This is a genomic window from Paenibacillus sp. VMFN-D1, from assembly GCF_003386155.1.
Classification (GTDB): Bacteria; Bacillota; Bacilli; order Paenibacillales; family Paenibacillaceae; genus Paenibacillus_AQ; species Paenibacillus_AQ favisporus.
Genome location: NZ_QRDU01000001.1, coordinates 1,496,666 through 1,512,699, shown reverse-complemented (window position 1 = coordinate 1,512,699; position 16,034 = coordinate 1,496,666). Strand labels below are relative to the sequence as shown.

Annotated in this window: 16 protein-coding genes and 1 pseudogene; 2 read left to right on the top strand and 15 right to left on the bottom strand. The window is 45.2% G+C overall.

Annotated features, from left to right (window positions below):
• Positions 1–94: 94 nt before the first annotated feature.
• From C7820_RS07130 to C7820_RS33790, 8 genes and pseudogenes are all read right to left on the bottom strand, one after another.
• The gene (locus C7820_RS07130) at positions 95–865 is read right to left on the bottom strand and encodes a nucleotidyltransferase (RefSeq protein ID WP_116230351.1); all 771 of its coding nucleotides are present in this window, start codon (positions 863–865) and stop codon (positions 95–97) included.
• A 338-nt stretch (positions 866–1,203) separates the two neighbouring features.
• The gene (locus C7820_RS07125) at positions 1,204–1,923 is read right to left on the bottom strand and encodes a hypothetical protein (protein WP_258875148.1); all 720 of its coding nucleotides are present in this window, start codon (positions 1,921–1,923) and stop codon (positions 1,204–1,206) included.
• A gap of 113 nt (positions 1,924–2,036) precedes the next feature.
• Positions 2,037–3,389 (bottom strand): sensor histidine kinase, encoded by a 1,353-nt coding sequence (locus C7820_RS07120; RefSeq protein WP_258875147.1) that lies wholly within the window; start codon positions 3,387–3,389, stop codon positions 2,037–2,039.
• A 71-nt stretch (positions 3,390–3,460) separates the two neighbouring features.
• Complete coding sequence (locus tag C7820_RS07115) at positions 3,461–4,168, bottom strand: response regulator transcription factor (protein WP_116230348.1); 708 nt, start codon at positions 4,166–4,168, stop codon at positions 3,461–3,463.
• Between the two features lie 677 nt (positions 4,169–4,845).
• Complete coding sequence (locus C7820_RS07105) at positions 4,846–5,097, bottom strand: YolD-like family protein (protein ID WP_116230346.1); 252 nt, start codon at positions 5,095–5,097, stop codon at positions 4,846–4,848.
• A 373-nt stretch (positions 5,098–5,470) separates the two neighbouring features.
• Positions 5,471–5,902, bottom strand: coding sequence for a GNAT family N-acetyltransferase (locus C7820_RS07100; RefSeq protein WP_116230345.1), 432 nt, complete (start codon positions 5,900–5,902; stop codon positions 5,471–5,473).
• 131 nt (positions 5,903–6,033) lie between these two features.
• Positions 6,034–6,360, bottom strand: coding sequence for an NIPSNAP family protein (locus tag C7820_RS07095; RefSeq protein ID WP_116230344.1), 327 nt, complete (start codon positions 6,358–6,360; stop codon positions 6,034–6,036).
• Between the two features lie 314 nt (positions 6,361–6,674).
• Positions 6,675–6,852 (bottom strand): annotated as a pseudogene (locus C7820_RS33790) (class I SAM-dependent methyltransferase); the annotation flags it as partial.
• Between the two features lie 227 nt (positions 6,853–7,079).
• Here C7820_RS33790 and C7820_RS07085 point away from each other — a divergent pair.
• Positions 7,080–7,643, top strand: coding sequence for an RBBP9/YdeN family alpha/beta hydrolase (locus C7820_RS07085; protein ID WP_181908957.1), 564 nt, complete (start codon positions 7,080–7,082; stop codon positions 7,641–7,643).
• A gap of 286 nt (positions 7,644–7,929) precedes the next feature.
• Here the strand turns inward: C7820_RS07085 and C7820_RS07080 are convergent, their stop codons facing one another.
• Positions 7,930–8,835: an NAD-dependent epimerase/dehydratase family protein gene (locus tag C7820_RS07080; RefSeq protein ID WP_116230342.1), complete on the bottom strand. Its 906-nt coding sequence runs from the start codon at positions 8,833–8,835 to the stop codon at positions 7,930–7,932.
• Between the two features lie 136 nt (positions 8,836–8,971).
• Here C7820_RS07080 and C7820_RS07075 point away from each other — a divergent pair, with 136 nt between their 5' ends.
• Positions 8,972–9,331 carry a winged helix-turn-helix transcriptional regulator gene (locus C7820_RS07075; protein WP_116230341.1) on the top strand — a complete coding sequence of 120 codons (360 nt, stop codon included), beginning with the start codon at positions 8,972–8,974 and terminating at the stop codon, positions 9,329–9,331.
• Positions 9,332–9,537: 206 nt separating this feature from the next.
• Here C7820_RS07075 and C7820_RS07070 read toward each other — a convergent pair whose 3' ends face one another.
• The 6 genes from C7820_RS07070 to C7820_RS07045 all read right to left on the bottom strand — a co-directional run bounded on the left by C7820_RS07070 (position 9,538) and on the right by C7820_RS07045 (position 16,004).
• Entirely contained in the window at positions 9,538–10,281 is a 744-nt protein-coding gene (locus tag C7820_RS07070) for an ATP-binding cassette domain-containing protein (RefSeq protein WP_116231668.1), read from the bottom strand.
• A 40-nt stretch (positions 10,282–10,321) separates the two neighbouring features.
• Positions 10,322–11,116 carry an ABC transporter permease subunit gene (locus C7820_RS07065; RefSeq protein WP_116230340.1) on the bottom strand — a complete coding sequence of 265 codons (795 nt, stop codon included), beginning with the start codon at positions 11,114–11,116 and terminating at the stop codon, positions 10,322–10,324.
• A 72-nt stretch (positions 11,117–11,188) separates the two neighbouring features.
• The gene (locus C7820_RS07060; RefSeq protein WP_258875146.1) at positions 11,189–12,217 is read right to left on the bottom strand and encodes an ABC transporter substrate-binding protein; all 1,029 of its coding nucleotides are present in this window, start codon (positions 12,215–12,217) and stop codon (positions 11,189–11,191) included.
• 24 nt (positions 12,218–12,241) lie between these two features.
• On the bottom strand, positions 12,242–13,348 hold the full coding sequence (locus C7820_RS07055; protein ID WP_116230339.1) for an iron-containing alcohol dehydrogenase family protein: 1,107 nt from the start codon (positions 13,346–13,348) through the stop codon (positions 12,242–12,244).
• Positions 13,349–13,443: 95 nt separating this feature from the next.
• A complete protein-coding gene (locus tag C7820_RS07050; protein WP_181908956.1) occupies positions 13,444–14,637 on the bottom strand; it encodes an aminotransferase-like domain-containing protein in 1,194 nt (397 codons plus the stop codon).
• A gap of 425 nt (positions 14,638–15,062) precedes the next feature.
• Positions 15,063–16,004 carry a zinc-binding dehydrogenase gene (locus tag C7820_RS07045; protein WP_116230337.1) on the bottom strand — a complete coding sequence of 314 codons (942 nt, stop codon included), beginning with the start codon at positions 16,002–16,004 and terminating at the stop codon, positions 15,063–15,065.
• Positions 16,005–16,034: the final 30 nt, after the last annotated feature.

The following is a 16,034-nucleotide window of genomic DNA, read 5'->3' as shown; positions in this document are numbered from 1 at the left end:
TTGCCGAACACCTAATGCCGTGAGGTCCCGACGGGCTTAGGGGTCTGGATGCGGTCACTCGCTTCACAGAGTGATCAGGAGCGTCAATATGGTGTTAATCGAAGGATTTTCTGGAAGCAGCCATTGCATTTAAGGCGTTCTCAAAATAGCTATATACTTCATCGGCAATTTCCAGAAACTCTTCAACAAGTACATTATTACTATCCAAGTAACATGCGTACAGATAATCAACTAAAGCGGAGTCAATCTCACAATAGTTTAATATTGCATTCTTCATCTTAATAATGTCATCTTGCCATACACCTGTATCTTCTAAAATCAAAGAGTATAATGCACGAATTAATCTCTTAGAGTAACCTTTAATATATCTAGTTTTCATAGTGTTATCACTAGCATTAGAAAGTAAACTATGTATACGATCTACTTCGTCCTTGGTCTCTGTATTTAAGTCTAAAATGAACTCTGGAGAAATCATGATCGGTGGTACTTTTTCACCAACGTCATCACCATATATGCAAACACAGATGATCTTAACCCAAAAACCCCACTCATTTGGTTTACTTAATACATCGTCAATCGAGCAAATTGTCGTATCAATCTTAGTTAATACTGGATATTCTTCTAAAAGCCTGTCTTTAATATTTGACAATCTTTCGTAATCAATATCCTTGGGATTTACACATACAATAGTAAAATCTGCATCTGACTTAAAAGGTTTAGCCGTTCCTTTTGGAATCGAGCCACACATATAAATGCTATGAATCTTACCTGTAAATTCGGAAAGTATATGATCTATATACTTAACAACAAAATCCTTATATTCACTTTGTATTACAATTCTATTTATAACTTTTTCTAATATCACATAGACTCCTCCTAAACTATGAACTTCTTTCGTCTAACGTCTTATCTACGAACTTTGTAAATAACTTCATATGTAGAGTATTCGCGAAATCAATAAACTCCCCTGCCTGTTAACTTAATAAATTTAATTAATAGTTCAATGCTTATCTAATCGGTAAGCGGCTTATATTCTTGTCCTTTTCGGTAATCACAAAAAAGCTCTTCTCCCCCGACAACTATATGTTCTTGTCGTCTTACAGCTGTTGTGCGAGTCTATACACGAGAAAATACCTGCTCCTCTCCCGGGCAGGTATTAAAGGCGAATCGTATGAATGGCTTACCAACATCGATCACTAAATATTAGTCCAGAAGGCTGTAGATCTGAATGCTCTCCACCTTGGCATTCTTGATATGAAACGACATCACATCCACATAATTGGATGGCTCGTAACGGAATTCATCCTCCTCATTAGGGGCTCCATCACCAAGCAGTTTCCCTTCAGGGTAGGCGTTTTTGAGTGTATCCAGGCTATCTCCTGCTTTAATGTTTCGCACTGTCGCGTACTTAGGATCTGTCATTTCGATATGAAAGATGGAGTCTTGTTTCCCCTCCGGTATACTGATTGTTTTAATCTCCAGACCAGGATACGTATAAACCTTTTCTGTAAAACCGATTAACGTATCCATGTTTGTTCCATCACCGGCACTGTACGTATGAGATTTCAGGTTATCCGGTTTGCCCAGCATCTGTTCCATCTGATCTTCATTTGCAGTATCCGAAATCGCAATGGTGTGCTCATTATAGACAAAAGCAAGCTCCTTCAGCACCACATTGCCTTCCTTCTCCATCGAACCTTCCTTAATCGCTTCAGCACTCTGTCCTTCCGAATTTTCTGAAGCAGGCGCAGTAGAATTTGATGCTCCTTCGCCTTTGGCCTGTTCGTCGGGCGTGTTATTTTCAGCCGAGCTCTGCGCCGCTTCTGGCGACTTGGCACCATTGGACTGGCAGCCCGTCAGTGCCATCGTTAGTAAAATACTCAGCAGGATACCAGCTGCAGCTTTATTTATCAATTTCATCATGATCCCTCCATAAAAGTGCGATTTCTTCTTATGAAGTGATTATAAAAAATGAATCTGTTAGTCTCATAACAGAATTGTATCAGTCTTGTAACGTTAACTATTTACATGCGTGTCTACGCACGGGGTAACACAATCGTAACGGTCGTCCCTTCCCCGATCTGACTTTCCATGTCGATATATCCATTAAACCGTTCTACAATCTCTTTGCAAATCGAAAGTCCAAGACCTGAACCGTTCGCTGTGCTTGCATTTTTCGCCCGGTAAAAGCGTTCCTGCACTCTCTCCAGCTCATCGCCCGCGATACCGATACCTTGATCACGTATCCGTATAACTACCTCGCTTGGCGTAGGTTCCAACTTTAATTCGATTAGCGAAGGACTGCCTGAATATTTGATGGCATTGTCCACAAGGTTGGCGATCGCATGGGACATCAGCATTGGATTCACGTTGGCGTGGACTCTCGTCAGAAGCTTATTCTCCGGTTCCGCTTCCGCCTCCCTGAACATAATCTCGATTCCTTTATCTTTGGCCTTGGCAGCCATACTCATTGCGACTTGCTGAATCAGTTCGTTCATTTCGGTCTTCTCTACTTCCAGTTCGTTGGAACCCGCCTTGTCGAATCGGGATAGCAACAACAGTTCATTAATCAAGCGCGTCAGCCGATCCGATTCCTGAAGCAGATGAGCATAGATTTTTTGCAGCTCCTTGTTCTCGTTCTCCCCTTCAACCAAGTATTGAGAGAAACCACGAATGGCTGCCAAAGGTGTTTTTAACTCGTGAGATACGTTGGAGACAAATTGTTTCTGGTACTGAATGTAATCATGAAGCTGCCGCCCCATGGAATCCAGCCCATCTGCCAGCATGCCCAGCTCATCCTTCCGATTTAGATGAACTCTCCGAAACTCCTGTCTAGCGAAACTTTGCGCAGCGCCAAGCAACAGCTTAATCGGCTTGGTTGTGTTGCGGGCAATCCACAGACTGGATAACGTAATCAGTACAATAAATCCGCCTGCACCCGCAAACAGGATATAACGGATTTGATCCATAATCGCATAAAAATAGGAAATGTCCTCCACGAACTCATACACATAAGCGTTTTGGTAGTATTGATCCTGAATGGGAGTGGCAAAATAAAGCAGATGATTTTCCGTTACGGTGTAGGCGTATCTGCCGCTCAGCGCTTTCTCAATATTCTTTTTAAAAATAAGAGGTTTGCCATCATGAATGATGATGCCATCCACAGCCAAGCCCAGCAACTGCTTGGAGCTATCATAGATACGTACTTCCTTGCCTGAAGCTTTCAGCTTCTCCAGAGCAAGTCTGACGATTTCTTTTGTCTGCGGCTCTCCTGTCGATGATCTATGCTGTGCCAACACCTCACGGAAGGACAACTCGGACAGATCCGCCTTCTCCATCATCTGTTTTTCAATGGTAATGAAGCTGTAGTAATCGATGGCTTTATTCACCGCAAAAATGATGATGCCAAAGGACAGCACAGAGAAAAATAAATAATTCAGCAGTAAACGGGTTGCATACTTCAGGCCTCGCCACCTCCAAGCTGATAGCCAAATCCATAGATCGTCCTGACATACTTCGGTTCGTCCGCGTTATCCTCCAGCTTCTTCCGTAATCGCATGATGGTCATATCCACACTGCGACTGTCTCCCATAAAGTCATAACCCCATCCGATCTGCAGCAGCTCATCCCTGGTAAAGATTTTGTCTGGCCTCTTGAGTAACGTTTCCAGAATTTTAAACTCTTTGGCCGTTAAAGACACGGATACACCGTTTTTCAGCACCCTTCGGCTTTCCAAATCAAATGTCAGCTCTTCATGAATAATGCGTGTAGATTTCACTTCTGTTTCTTCGCTTGATTCCTCCTTGCTCTCGTTTCTTCTCAGAATCACCTTGATCCGAGCGAGCAATTCACGATTGTCAAAGGGTTTGGTCATGTAATCTTCCGCCCCCAGCTCTAGTCCCAATACCTTGTCGATTACCTCATTTTTGGCAGAGAGCATGATCACAGGAACGGCACGTTTCCCGGTGATTTCCTTGCACAGGTCATATCCGGAGCAGTCAGGCAGCATCAAGTCAAGGACCACCAGGTCCGGCCCAAAAGCATCCAGCAGCTGCAGGGCTGCTTTACCGTTTTCAGCCGTTTGAACGACGTAGTTTTCTCTTCTCAGTACGAGCTCAATTAAATCTCTGATTGCGGCTTCATCGTCAATGACAAGTATTTTCTTCAATGTGCACCCCTTCTAGCCTTGTTCCCCAGCTTGAATCATAATTTACCCTCATCTTAGCACAGACCACCAACTGGATGATGAGGTATATTCCACTGAGCCCAACATTTTAATTACATCGCCCTTCATTTAGACTCATCTAATCGGTAATCGGACTAAGTTCTTGTCCATTCCGGCAATCGGATCAAGCTCTTGTCCTTTGCTTGAAACACGAACTTGTACCGATAAAACAAAAAAGCCGCTAAAAAAGCAGCTTCAATGGGAATATGTTCTTGTCCCTCGACATACGTCTTGTCTTTGTATTTTATCTTTTCAGCTGTTAATCTTTTCTGCATAATCCAATGAAACAAGTAATGGTACCTAACAAAATGACTATGAAGCTTAAACTTGGAAATCAAAATTTAAAATCTACAATTAAATTAAAAACTAAGCCAAGTACTATAAGTTCCCCACCAATGATCATGATCTTTTTCCAGTTAAATTATGGCGAAAAAATAAAACTGCAACAATAAATCCAACGATAATTGTCACAATTAGTAAGATACTAATGAATTCAAATCCAGTTTCGGTTAATTGAAACATACGATAAAAGGAATTCGTTTCCCGCCCTACTTCGGTCATTTGATCCCTCCAAGATTCACATGAGATTACTCATCTACAAATCTTCCCTTTCACTAAATCTAATCTCTAGGATAGTTCATTTCCATAATATCCATAAAAGGGACCTTGGTAATAACTCCATCCTTTTTGATGTGTACTTTTCCAGTCCGAGAGTCCATTTGATCTATCTGACCCCTTACTGGTTCCTCCCAGCCCCACACAGTAAGTAGAATTTCTGACCCTTCTTGATAAGCCTCTGTAAGCTGATTGCCTATCTCCTCTAATACAAATTCGTCCCTTGTCGGTCTCTTGGGAGCTTTTGATTTGACCATCGGTCTCTCCTCCTCGTTGTAAGGTTCGCAATCCGCATAGGAGCGCTCCAATAATTAATAACTAGTATAAGTTTACATTACAAAGTTACTTAAGAACAGCGTTACGCAAATCTACAATATTACTGATATATTGCAAGAGAGGCGTCGCCATCTGCCAAACGTATCCGGGAACGTGGTTCCTGCGCGAGGAGTCGAGGGGCTTGCAAGCGCGTTGAGCGGGCTGGGAGAATACCGGGCGGCCGCTTCGCTGATCGGAGTCTCCGAGAAAGTACGAGCCAATCTTCGCTCATTATCGTAAAACAAAAAAAGCCGCTGACACGCGGCTTTTAAGCGTATATGTTCTTGTCGTCTTACAGCTGGCTTTTGTCCTTAATTATAATTTAAGTAATAAAACCTTCTTTTCATAGTTGTCTAAACACCATTGAAACTTCTTTAGGATATGATTGTTAATTGGTTTGCCCTCGTAGTCAAATTCTTTAAAACCAAATTTTTGATAAAAATGCTTTAGCTCTTCAAATGGCAGACAATACACTTCTTTTAAATTATTTTTTTTCGTTTCCTTTACCAAGTAATCAACTAACTCCTTTGCAAGCGATAGCCCTCTGAACTCATCCAATATATATATACCGCCAATTTCAGCTTCTTCTGCATTAAGATAAACAATCCTTCCAACGCCTGCAAATTCATCCTGATGTGTAACTATTGCAATTTTTTCATGTTCTAAATTACTCGGCATAAAGCCTATTTTCTGATACTGTTCATTTACCCATTGGAGTTCATTTTTAGTTGCTAATTTTATTCCCATTTCTATTCGCCCCACTAATTACATAGATCAAGTAGTAACAAATGAACTAAACTGCCCGTTAGCGTAATAAAGCTGCTGGTCAGCACCGACAGCTCTTCCTGTTCGTTTATTCACTATCGTTTCCCGTCAGTTCAATTTCCCAATCTGAAAAATTCAGCTTGATTCATAAAATATTCATCAATTTTTTCGACGATGAGCCCGCCGTTTTCTTCCGAATTGCGTTTTACTTGAATCCATTCGATGTCTTTCTTAAACTGCTCCCATAGCCTTTGACGCTGCGCCATATCCTCATATTCCATCACATAATATATTTTATTTTGGCCCGTTGCATCTATCCAGAAATTCACGACCTTCATTCCCAGTCTTGTGAAAATTCTAAACGTATGATCCTTAAATCTGTCTTGAATGGCATCCATTCGACCTTCGTAAATCGTATAGATTCGCAACTCATATAGCATGTTGTTTCCTCCCTGAATGAATCTGATTGGTAATCCAGCACAAATCTATTCCGACTTTTTAAAAACCAGATCGAGCCATTCTCACTGGACCATCATGTGCTCCCTCGTGGGCCTCCAAGTTTACGCCTGTCACACATACCAAAAATTCACTGTAATTATAGTTAGAATATTCACTGAAGTAAAGGTGTTATTTTCTTTATCCTGCCCGATAGCTTAACGAAAAAGAAGCAGCTGCCAACCGACGGACTGCTCCATGTTATTTTGAATTAACGTTTCCCGTTAGCTTAAAATACGTTTGTATTTCATTCTCAGGCTTAAGTTGGCTTAACAGCATCCACCATTAGAGATACAAATCCCAAAGAATTTCATTGTTGCGGTGATCAAAGCGTTTCGATCGATAATGAAACCTTCTTTCTCATCCCAATCGGTGTAATGGAATTCTCCATTTTCATCGCAATACTCTAGAAGATTCACTTTAAAACCAGCTTCTTCTTTTCATCAAGCCGACTTTTGCGCACATGTCAGGGATGAATATTCAACATTCGGGTGGATTTTGAAGGGAATGCTAAAAAACACAGGATTTTATCTGGTAAGTGTTGAATACAATGGAGACACCCCCGGCAAGAATCTGCTCAGCGGTTCGCCGGTGAACAAGAAGATTAAAGTGATAGGAATCGTGTGCAATGATCACAACGAACATTTTGGAGGTGTCTCTCATCATGAGCAGAAGTTTTCTGCTATTGTATGGGGTCGGCGGCAGTGACCCCGATCATTGGCAAACTTGGTTACATCAAGAGCTAGTAAAACGAGGTATAACAGTCCGATTTCCTGACTTTCCAGACAAAGATCAACCTGACAGGGATGTTTGGCTCAATCATTTATCTTCTGTCTTTGAAGAAATTCCAAACGATGAAGAAGTCATCGTCGTGGCTCATAGTCTAGCGTGTATCATGTGGTTCCACTACGCGGCTTCAACTCCGAAACGAAAAATTCAGCGAGCCATTCTTATAGCCCCACCCTCGCCATTTTTGGAATATGAACCAGTGATGACTTTTTTCCCTGTACCAGAAAACATGCATGAGATCGGAATGGTTGCGGAAAAAACGTTGTTGGTTTTATCGTCAACAGATCCTTATTGCTCGGTGGAAGATGCTTCCCAGTACTTTAATCTAGGGGTTCCTTGCGTTATGTTGCCTAAAATGGGACATATCAACGTTGAATCGGGCTACGGACCGTGGCCATGGATTCTTGATGTATGCTTGAACGAGCAAGTTACATTATGATTCGATTACGGTAATCGGAACAAGTTCTTGTCCCTCAACAATGCTTGTACCGGTTTTCGGCTTATGTCAGGTCTCTTTGCAGTTCCAGCACCTCTCCCACGCTTGCAAAATTATGACGTGTTCCACTGATGGTTTGTTTTCCCAGCGGATGTATTCCTGTTTGTTCTTGTCATCTTACAGTAAATTTGCGTCTAACTATGCATTGTGACAAAAGATGGCGTTCAAACTTTTCAGTCTGAACGCCTGCATGTTGAAAGTTTTTGGCTCCCATGCTCATATCAGAACGTCACTTTTTATAACACCCATTTTCAATTTCTTCGAGCAGTGCAGTCCCTTTCGGGTTCCATCCCAGCATTTTTCGCGCTTTTGTCGAACGAACGCGGCTATTGGAACCGAAAGCAAAATGTGCAGCTTCAGGGCCCCATTGATTAATCGCTTCATCTAGACTCATCATTTCCGTTTCCGGACCTAATTCGAATGCCCGATTGATCGCCTCACCAACCTCTTTCATGGAGGCTTCGCCGTTCTCGGCAAAAAAGAAAGAACCGGCCGGCGCGCGCTCTATCGCTAATAGATAAAGCTCGACAAGGTCGTCGATGTGAACGTTCGACCAGACATTCTCGCCTTTTCCGATATGACACGCTGCCCCACGCTTCAATGCAAGCTCGATCAGCCAAGGAACTTGTATGCTATCCTTATGAATACCATAGCCTGTGCCATAAATCAGCGAGGGGCAAATGACCATCGAACGTATGCCGCGATTGGCGGCCGCGAGCACTGTTCGATCGATCGTGACGCGCGCCAATTTTTCGGGGAGTGGTTCGATGATTTCTTCATGATACACCTTACTGGCATATTCTCCCGCCGCCTTATCCCCGACAATACTGGAACCGCTCGTATGAACGAACGTTTTCCCGCTTCCTTCAAGCGCCGTTAATAGCGTCGTCACCGCGAAGATGTTATCCGAGTCTGCAGCGTTAACCACGATGTCAGCTTCCTTTGCCGCATGTATGAGCGGCTCGTAATCGTTTAGCGTGCCGATATATGGTGAAATCCCCAATTGTCTTAACTTGACAGCTCCCTCGTCTGTTCGGGTCAACCCCGTTACTTGAAAGCCCGCTTGACGCAACTTGAGCGCGACCGAACCGCCGATATAGCCCGTCGCACCGGTCACGAACACCTTCTTGTTCATTTGAGAAGCCTCCCTATATAATAAAAAATAAAATTAATTTCAATCCTTACCATAAAGGGAACGTGCATGCTTGTTAAGTAGGCACTTTTAATCGCGTTAGTTTCCAATAAGAAAGTTATAAACAGGAGGGGGAACCGTGAAAAACGAAGAACACGACTATGCCGCTTACGTCACACTGAACATCATCGGTGGCAAATGGAGCCTACTGATTTTGTGTCATTTACGAAAAAGGACTGTCCGTTTTTGCGAATTTCCGAAGCTTATTCCCGGACTTACGCAAAAAATATTGACAAAGCATTTGCGTGACTTGGAAAATCACGGACTCGTTCACCGGACCGTCTTTCCGGAAATTCCGCCTAAGGTTGAATACTCGCTTACAGATCATGGGAAAAGTCTTGGTCCCGTTCTGGATTGTCTCGAACAATGGGGAAAAGATCATTTAAACCGAGCGCGATCCTTAAACAGGTGTGTCGACAATTCCGCGGATCAAATATGAGCTAAAAAAAGGATCTGGCAATGACAATGAAAAGGACCTCCAATCTAATCGGAAGTCCTTTTTACTATTATGATTTCATGAAGAATGTTCCAGTGTAAACGCGATTATTGATTAGCTCCAGACTAATCATATTAACAACTCCCCATTTGCTCATTTGGCTCCACCCTTTCCAAATAACGCTTAAGAAGTTTATTTGAATAACGCCGTTATATCGTATAACCGGCCGTTCGCTGGAACAGCGGCTCCTCCCTTCCAAGTACCTTGTTGAGAATCAAATTTTCATAATAAGCAAAACCACTATCTCTTTCACGCGGTCGGTCCAGCGCAATTCGCTTATCCAATGAAATGGCCCCATCTTCAATCAGAATTACCCTGTCAGCCAAGGCAACCGCTTCGCTGACGTCATGCGTGACGAGAATGACGGTAAAGCCCTGCTCAAGCCAGAGCCGTTCGATCAACTGCTGCATTTCAATCCGAGTCAATGCGTCCAAGGCGCCTAGCGGTTCATCCAGCAGCAAAAGGGTAGGCTTACTTGCCAGTGCCCGTGCCAGTGCAACGCGCTGCTTCTGTCCGCCGGAAAGAAAATGCGGCCAATCATCCTCTCGTTCGGATAGACCGACTAGGTTTAGCGCTTCCGCAGCCTTAGCTTTATCTTTTCCCGGAGTACCGATCCTCACATTTTGCAATACAGTTTTCCATGGAAGGAGTCTTGCCTCCTGAAACAATACCCTTGTATGCCCGCTTCCAGAAGTAGCAGGATCATTCTCGTTGATGGAAATGAGTCCTTCCGACGGCTGCTCCAACCCGGCAATCAGCCGGAGCAGAGTACTTTTGCCACAACCGCTCCGCCCGACGACGGCGATAAACTCTCCGCGTTCAATCGTCAGATCAACTTGCTGCAGAATCCGCTTTTCACCAAAATATTTGCGGACATGGTTTAGGCACAGCATTGCTCCCTTTCCGATTTCAGACACCGCATTACACCCCCTTTTACTTTTTGGCCACACTATAATTCGGGTTCCACTGGAGTAGCCATCGTTCCAACCCCTTGGCGATGCTATCTGAAAGCTTGCCCAACAGCGCATAAATGATAATGCTAAGAACGGTAATATCGAGCTGCATAAACTCTCTGGCGTTCATGGCCATGTAACCGATGCCCGAGTCTGCAGCCACCGTCTCGGCCACAATGAGCGTCAGCCACATAATACCGAGTGAATAACGGATTCCCACCAGAATGGAAGGCAGTGCACCCGGGAGAATGACTTCCTTGTACAGATCGAGGCCCTTCAGTCCATAGACCTTGGCCATTTCGATCAGCCCGCGGTCTATTGACCTTATTCCGTGGAAGGTATTGAGATAGATAGGAAAAAACACGCCGAGGGACACGAGCAGCAGCTTAACTTCCTCACCGATCCCAAACCACATGATCACTAAAGGAATTAGTGCCAAGTGCGGCACATTCCGGATCATCTGCACCGAGGAATCCATCAATATCTCTGCTTTGGAGGAGAAGCCGTTGATTAACCCGAGAGCAAAGCCGATTCCGCCCCCAATCAAAAATCCTAGCAAGGCCCGCCTTGCACTGATCGCAATATTATCAAGCAGCACGCCGCTTTTAACAGAAATAATAAGCTCTTTAACGACTTGCAGCGGCTGCGGAAGTTTATTCGCCGGGATGATCCCAGTAACGGTCAGAACATGCCAAGCCAAAAGAAGAACGACAGGCAGCAGCCAAGGGGTAATGGGCGAGACCCAAAAGTTGTATTTGATTTTTGGTTTACTCATAGTTTGGCGGCTCCTTTCAAATGGAACGGCGGGCTAATAACAATTACCAGCCGCTTTTTTCAGAACTACTTTTTATTTTATCAATTGCGAAAAGGCATCGCTCCACAGCGACTTCACGTCCACCTTTTTCGTCAGCAGCCCTACAGATTGAAGTGTATCTGCGACATCCTGCTGCGAGGCGATAGCCTCATCTGAAATGGCAGTCACCTTTGTTGGCCGCTGCTCCTGGCTGTTTTTCAACGTTTCAAGCGCCTGTTCAAGCGGTTGCTTTGTATTTTCAGCTACGATTTCTGCCCATTTTTTCTGATTATTGCGGATCCATTCATTATATTGATTTAGACGGTTCAGAAAATCGGCAATCGCTGCGTGTTTGGCTGGATCAGCAATATCCGCCTTAGTCGTAATCACCGGGAAATTGCCTGACAATATGTCCTTAGCGCTAGCCAGCGTCGTCGCCCCGTTCTGGTGAGCCGAAATAATGGCATTGCCATAGCTTGCCAGCGCATCCACACTACCGCCGATCAAAGCGCTAAGTCCATCGGATGTTGAGAGCGCGACTGGCTCAATATCGCTCCAGCTTAGTCCTGCTTCTTCCAGCATCTTTACGAGAAAATAATGGGCTGTCGTGCTTTTAACATAGGCGACCTTCTTACCTTTCAGATCCGATACCTGTCTTACAGTTGAACCCTTTGGAATCACGAGTTCTTGTTCCAGCGTATCGGATTTCTGAATGGCGATGATTTGGAGGTTACCTCCATCCGCGGCTTGACTGGCAAAGATCGGCGGAATTTCACTGGTAAGCGCGATATCTAAATGGTCTCCCGCCATCGCTTCCAACTGCAGATTCCCACCCTGAAAAACGCTAAACTCTACTTTGTACGGTGTGTCGTCCAAACCCGCCTCTTTAAATCCTGCCTCCAGATTTCCCCACCCCGTCTGTCCGACCTTTAAGGTGACTTTGCTCAAATCTGGCGAACCTGCCGCAGCAGCAGCTTCCGCTTCATTTCCGGTTCTATTTTTCTCATTTCCGCAAGCGGCCAGGATGACGGCTATGACGAAAGGTAATGCGACAGATAGAATGGATAGCTTTCTCTTGTTCACATTAGGTTCTCCTCTCCATGTCTATTAGGATACAGATGATGCCAGTCCTATAACCCGTTTGCCCGTAAGGTCAGCCTGAACAATCGCCAATGCAATCTTTTCCCGATCCACAATGAATGGCAACTCTATCGCCTGCACCTTCTCCAACGGAAACACCTTGGCTATGGCCTCCGCTTGTTGCTCCGCATTTCCCCAAAATCCCAACTGCTCTAGAGTAACCGGAAGTTGGAGCTTGTGCAGTTTGCCAGCCAGTTGCAGGATTTCTTCATGCGGAAGTCCCTGTAGTATCGCATGGACGATTAAGGAAAAGGCGATTTTTTCGCCGTGCAGCGTGTCTTTCGTTTCGGGAAACTGGGTAAGGCAGTCGTGAAGGGCATGGGCCAGCGCGATTCGTGGCTGTCCTCCAGTGACACTACCTACCTGTCCTGCAAGCCAGATAATGGCCTGACTAGTTTCGTGAAATGCCCAAGTAACCTCATCCTCATATGCTGCTTCGTAAGCCTCCTGCGCATATCGGTCAAGCACTTCAACAGCTAATTGGGATGTATGTACGCTAAGCCGTATATCTAGATCTGAATGAAGATTTTTCATATTAACCGCAGTCTCGTTCCATTTCACATACGTATCCGCAATACCGGATGCCAAATATCGTCTTGGGGCCGCTGCCAACACACGAGTATCCGCTAGAACCAGCTGTGGGGACCGATTGAGGGGCAGATAACCTGCAGAACGTCCCTCGTTATCATAAAGAACCGTCAGCGCCGACCAGGCTGCGCATGTTCCGGCCACCGTAGGCACCGTAATACTCGGCAACTCCAAGCGTTCGGCTACTGCCTTTACCACATCCAGTGCTTTGCCTCCACCAATGCCCACAACGGCTTCGTATCCCTTGCCGGATGCTACTGATACATACCGGGCAATCTGCTCCAACGTTGGATACCCGGCAAACGTATGGATTTCATACTCCGCCTTTACTTCATCAAGACTAGCCAGAAGGGGAGCCGCTGCCGTCAATGCTGTTTTGCCGCCAATAATAAGAAGCTTTCTGCCGATCAATGTAATCCTCTCTCCGCCGCTGGCGAGGATATTAGGCTCGTTAATATAGATTGCAGGGGCTTTGACGTTGACCATGTAGTTGACCTCCTTAAGTAAAATGGATTTTATGGATAAAACTCGATAAGGTATTGGTGTCCGATTTTTAAACGGATGTGAAAAGGTCAATGATCCTATCCCGAATAGATTGAATAATAAGCCTCAGCCAGGCTTCGTATTCCTTTTCTGATTTGCTCCTCACTGCAATGACTGAAGCAAAGTCGCAAGTATCGGGCCCCTTTTCCATCGTTGAAAAATGCATTTCCGGAAACAAAGCTTACACCTTTTCTGTGTGCCAAAGGAGCTACGGCATTTACATCCACATGTTCACCAAACGTAACCCAGATGAAGAATCCCCCGTCTGGTACGGATACCTGGATCTCACTACCCAGTTCTTCATGCAGAGCCCGGATCATCGTATCCCGCCGACTGCGGTAACGATCGCTCAGACGCTCTACCTGCCTATCAAAATCATAGTGTTCAAGAAGTTCCCCTACGATCTCCTGCGTAAATGGGTTAAGCTGGCTTCCCAGCGATAAAGTGGCCATGTACTGGATGATTTCTTCCGGGGCGATAACCCAGCCCAGCCGGAGTCCCGGACCCAGCGTTTTCGAAAAGGTACTGACGTAGATTACCCGTTCCGGAGCAAACGAGTACACCGCAGGGAGGGTGGTCCCATTGAAACTTAGCTCAGCGTATGCATCATCCTCCAAGATATACACATCATAATCTTTGGCTAGTTGCGCCAGCTGCCGTCTACGCCCAATAGGTAGTGTTGAGCCTGTAGGATTTTGAAAGGTTGGCATGACGTAGATAAATTTAGGTAATTTACAGCCTTCTGCCGATGCCTTCTGTAGAGCCTCTTCAACCCGATTCACCTGCAGGCCTTCTTCGTCTACAGGAAAGGAGCGGATATTTGCGCCGGCAGCTCGAAAGGATTGCAGGGCATTGAAGAAGGTCGGCGCTTCCACCCACACCTCATCCCCGGGATTTATCAGAATCCGTGCAGTTAGATCAATCCCCTGAATCGCCCCAAACACCGGAAGAAAGTTGCCTCCTTCCGCAAGCAAGCCAAATTTGCGAACACGATTTAGCACCCAAGACTTGACTCTGACAGGCCCTTGAGCCCCCGAATAATGCAGCAGATCAACCCTGGCCACCTGAAGGGCGGCATTAGCCGCCTCGTTTAATTCCCTGATAGGCAAGAGATCCGACGCCGGAAAACCATACGATAGATGGACATGCTCTGGTTCTGCCGATTTCGTGCCACCTATGGACGGTGGCGGTAAATGGTTGGAAAAGCGGGACGTATAAGCTAGGTTCCCCATGAACAATAACCCCCTCCTTCTAATCATCATTGAAATGTAGAATGATAATACCAATAATTCCGATATGTTTTATGATATTCGAACAAAACCATGCTTCATAATAGAACAATCAAATATAAGGATTGATTTTTTATCAGGGACATAAAAAAGGAGAGCCTTATCCAGACTTGATGATCGTCAATGCATAAGAAAAGGCACCCGTTTAGGGTGCACCCAAAGGAATCTATGTGGTTCATCTTTCTTGACGTGACCCCGGAAACAATTATTTGGTAGGAGTTTGTCTGTAAATTAAATCTCCCCATATGTACGGAAAGGCAGCCGACCGAGATTGGACGACTGCCTTCTTGCCTTCTTAATGAAACTCATGTTGCTGTAAACTTCCCGTTAGCTTAAAAATCTTGTTCAGCCAAGGCCATTTGGGAGTATTAATTTTCTAAATGCAGGACTGCTTTTCCGCTATACTGCCGTTTCATTAATTGATCCGCTACCCGTTTGATATCTGTCCATGGTGCTTCTACCTCAATTCTGGGAATCAGTGTTCCTTCCGCGATCTGCTCAGTAAGATACCGCAAATCATCCGGTACGGAATAGCCCTTTAATTCTTCTAACAAATACAATCCATATAAAGTCGTCCGGCCCGTATGAATTAAGTTCCTTACGTCGATGGATGTAAATGGTGAGCTGGAATACCCCATCGTTACACCAACTCCCTCAGGTGCCAGATGGGGTATAAGACCCGCAAGCGTATCCCCGCCAACCGTGTCTATGATCAGATCATAAGGTCCGAACTGCCCTGCTCTTTCGGAAAGTTCACCAACAATAATCTGATTTGCCCCGTCTTCACGAACGAGATTAGCCTTCCCTTCCGATCTGGCTGTTCCGACCACAAATGCTCCTGTCCGGGCAGCGAGCTGATGGGCAAAAACGCCAACCCCGCCCGTAGATCCAGTTATCAACACCTTCTTCCCAAGAAGAAGCCCCCTTTTTTTAAGCGCATAGAGGGCGCTGAGCCCGGCGACTGGCAATGTAGATGCCTGTGCAAAGGAAACCGAATCTGGTATTTCAGACATCAAGGAAGTCCGGGCAGCAATTTGTTCCGCCCAGGCACCAAATGGGAGTAGTCCGACGACACGGCTCCCTTTTGCCGGCCCCGATCCGTCTGCAGCCTGTTCGATCACGATGCCTGAATAATCCCATCCTAGCCGTTGCTCAATGTCTCCGCACAAGGAATCCCTGATCTCACCACGGTTTAGAGAAATGGCTTTTACTTGAACGATCGCTTCATTAGATTGGGGGATCGGCGGTTCCACTTCCTTTATAATAAGCCGCTCAGTAACTAACGGGTCTGCAATGATTGCACGTACCATGATTGCTCCTCCTCGGCGTATATTGGATAA

Coding starts and splice junctions, on each gene's coding strand:
- C7820_RS07125 (WP_258875148.1), bottom strand. CDS start 1,923: ATGATGAAATTGATAAATAAAGCTGCAGCTGGTATCCTGCTGAGTATT.
- C7820_RS07105 (WP_116230346.1), bottom strand. CDS start 5,097: ATGGTCAAATCAAAAGCTCCCAAGAGACCGACAAGGGACGAATTTGTA.
- C7820_RS07100 (WP_116230345.1), bottom strand. CDS start 5,902: ATGGGAATAAAATTAGCAACTAAAAATGAACTCCAATGGGTAAATGAA.
- C7820_RS07095 (WP_116230344.1), bottom strand. CDS start 6,360: ATGCTATATGAGTTGCGAATCTATACGATTTACGAAGGTCGAATGGAT.
- C7820_RS07085 (WP_181908957.1), top strand. CDS start 7,080: ATGAGCAGAAGTTTTCTGCTATTGTATGGGGTCGGCGGCAGTGACCCC.
- C7820_RS07080 (WP_116230342.1), bottom strand. CDS start 8,835: ATGAACAAGAAGGTGTTCGTGACCGGTGCGACGGGCTATATCGGCGGT.
- C7820_RS07070 (WP_116231668.1), bottom strand. CDS start 10,281: ATGCTGTGCCTAAACCATGTCCGCAAATATTTTGGTGAAAAGCGGATT.
- C7820_RS07065 (WP_116230340.1), bottom strand. CDS start 11,116: ATGAGTAAACCAAAAATCAAATACAACTTTTGGGTCTCGCCCATTACC.
- C7820_RS07055 (WP_116230339.1), bottom strand. CDS start 13,348: ATGGTCAACGTCAAAGCCCCTGCAATCTATATTAACGAGCCTAATATC.
- C7820_RS07050 (WP_181908956.1), bottom strand. CDS start 14,637: ATGGGGAACCTAGCTTATACGTCCCGCTTTTCCAACCATTTACCGCCA.
- C7820_RS07045 (WP_116230337.1), bottom strand. CDS start 16,004: ATGGTACGTGCAATCATTGCAGACCCGTTAGTTACTGAGCGGCTTATT.